At 36.8% G+C, this 2,514-nt stretch carries 4 protein-coding genes; 3 read left to right on the forward strand and 1 reads right to left on the reverse strand.

What is annotated here, in order from left to right:
• The first annotated feature begins 222 nt into the window (after positions 1 to 222).
• The 3 genes from AC2JBO_RS44485 (at position 223) to AC2JBO_RS44495 (ending at position 1,575) form a co-directional block, all read left to right on the forward strand.
• The gene (locus tag AC2JBO_RS44485) at positions 223 to 750 is read left to right on the forward strand and encodes an Rpn family recombination-promoting nuclease/putative transposase (RefSeq protein ID WP_496960006.1); all 528 of its coding nucleotides are present in this window, start codon (positions 223 to 225) and stop codon (positions 748 to 750) included.
• Between the two features lie 19 nt (positions 751 to 769).
• Complete coding sequence (locus AC2JBO_RS44490; protein ID WP_496960007.1) at positions 770 to 1,201, forward strand: hypothetical protein; 432 nt, start codon at positions 770 to 772, stop codon at positions 1,199 to 1,201.
• A 140-nt stretch (positions 1,202 to 1,341) separates the two neighbouring features.
• Positions 1,342 to 1,575, forward strand: a complete 234-nt coding sequence (locus AC2JBO_RS44495) for a hypothetical protein (RefSeq protein ID WP_496960008.1) — start codon at positions 1,342 to 1,344, stop codon at positions 1,573 to 1,575.
• An 83-nt stretch (positions 1,576 to 1,658) separates the two neighbouring features.
• Here AC2JBO_RS44495 and AC2JBO_RS44500 read toward each other — a convergent pair.
• Positions 1,659 to 2,514 (reverse strand): restriction endonuclease subunit S (locus tag AC2JBO_RS44500; protein ID WP_496960009.1); only part of this gene is annotated, 856 nt, incomplete at its 5' end.

Consider the following 2,514-nt stretch of genomic DNA (forward strand, 5'->3'; position numbering starts at 1 on the left):
GGGGGAACAAGAGAAGAAAGTACGCTCTTTTAGTAAGGGGAAAAATAGCATTTATAGCCCCCCTTATTAAGGGGGGTTGGGGGGATTAACATCCTCATATAAATGGATTAATACAAGCCAATAATGATTATTTTAAATTTCAAACATTTGTAAAACTTTTATATTTAGTGCTGACATTTAATCGTATATTTAAATTTATCCAAATAATAATTATTGACTCATATGACTGTTAATAACGAGACTAACGAGACCAACGATAATAAACCAAAAAACCCACTAACAAAGTATGATTCTCCGTGGAAGGATATTTTACAAAACTACTTTGAAGAATTCATGGTATTTTTCTTTCCTGCTGCACACAGCCAAATTGACTGGACGAAAAAAATAGAATTTCTCGATAAAGAACTAGAAGAAGTAACCAAGGATGCAGAAATTGGGCGCCGTTTTGCCGACAAGTTGGTAAAATTATATTTAAAGAACGGTGAAGAACAATGGGTATTAATTCACGTCGAGGTGCAATCTCAGGAAGAACAAGAATTTGCCGCGCGGATGTATACTTATAACTATCGCATCTACGATAAGTATAAGAAGTCGGTAATGTCTGTCGCAGTTCTCGCAGATAGTAACCCAAATTGGAGACCGTCGCAGTTCGGTTATGATTTATTCGGGTGTACATTGAATTTTCAGTTTCCAATTGTTAAATTAGTAGATTATCAGCAAAGATTATCGGAAGCTCGAAAACAATGGTAATCCCTTTGCTACTGTAGTTATGGCACACCTGGCAGCACTTAATACTACCAGTAACCGTAGCGAGCGTAAAGTACAAAAACTGGCTTTAATACGGAGATTGTACGAGCAGGGGTTGGAAGAACAAGACGTTATCAATTTATTTGCTTTCATTGACTGGATGATGACATTACCAGCAGAGTTGGAAGCAGAGTTTGATAGAGAAGTACAACAACTGGAGGCAAGACGACCCGTGAAATACGTAACTTCTATTGAGCGAAATGCAAGCAAGAAATCACTTATAAAAGGTATATCCTTGGGATTGAGGCTTAAGTTTGGCAACAGTGGTCAAGATTTATTACCAGAAATTGAAGTAATCGAGGACGTTGATACTTTAGAAGCAATATTAGAAGCGATAGAAACTACAGCTACAGTAAACGAGTTGCGTCAAGTTTATCAATCCACAACTGAATAATAAAATTCGATACAACGCGCTCTGGAATTCATCAAATAAGTGTAGATACACTTTAGTTCCGGAGCGTGTGTAACTCAAGCACCTTTTTTGGAATGCAGAATTTAATAAATAAATACAACAACGCTTTGGTAAGACGACCCATGAAATACGTAATTTCTATTGAACGCAATGGTATTAAGAAAGGTAAAAAAGAAGCACTTTTAAAGGGTATATCCTTGGGATTAAGGCTAAAATTTAGCAACAGTGGTCAAGATTTATTACCAGAAATTGAAGCAATCGAGGACGTTGATACTTTAGATGCAATATTAGAAGCAATAGAAACTACGGCTACAGTAGAAGAGTTGCGACAAATTTATCAACCCGCAACTGAATAATAAAATATTGGTTTGTAGAGACGTTACATGCGCGCGTCTCTACTTTAACATTTTAACTACAGAAGTTCCCCAACAAATAATAATTATTCGAGTTCCAATTCCATTTGTATTGGTTCTTTAATAGGTTTAGTCTTTTTACTACGTTTAGGAGTGGCGCCAGTACTTTTCTCTCGTTCCGCGCGGATGCGTTCGAGTAGCACTGATGCTGGTTCGTCGTTGGGGTCTTGGGGGACTAGGGCGCCGCGAAATGCTTCTGCTAATATAGATTGGTCGAGTTGGTCAGTTTGTTTATAAATTTGAATCATCTGTACTCCAACTACATCTACAAATTTATATAAAGTATCTAAACGCTTATTAATTTTTATAATTTCATCATAAGGTGGCAAAGGAAATGGGTAAGGATTAAGAGTTTGAAGATTGATATTTGGCTGACCACCTGAAGCATACGATACGTAGCGAATTATAAACTTTTTCGAGCGCATATAATATTCAATATATTTGGATAACTCATAGTCTTCAGAGCGAATTGCTACTAAACTATCTGGGCAGCAGCTATCAAAATCAAGAATACCTGTATTTCCGATTGTGGCACCGACAATAGCAATCAAAACACTTCCTTTTGGAAACATTTTACTAACACTTAAACCTTTTTCATTGAGGGTTTGAGAATAACTTTCAATAATTCCTCCTTCACGTGGTAAATCGCCTATTTGTACAAATGGATAAGAACCGTTATAGCAACTAGGGTCATTTCTTGGTCTAATAGAAAATCGTCCTCTTTCTAAATCAAAACACTTTTCTAGAGTTGACCAAACCCAGCTATCAGGCAAATCAGGTAATTGGCTTATATCAATTTCTGTTTGTTTTTTTCGGCGCCGTTCTAAACGAATTTTCTCTAGTAAAACCTCTGCTGGTTCCACATCAGGGTTTTTCTCCCTC

It is taken from the genome of Calothrix sp. CBUCES-K 9914, from assembly GCF_059640475.1.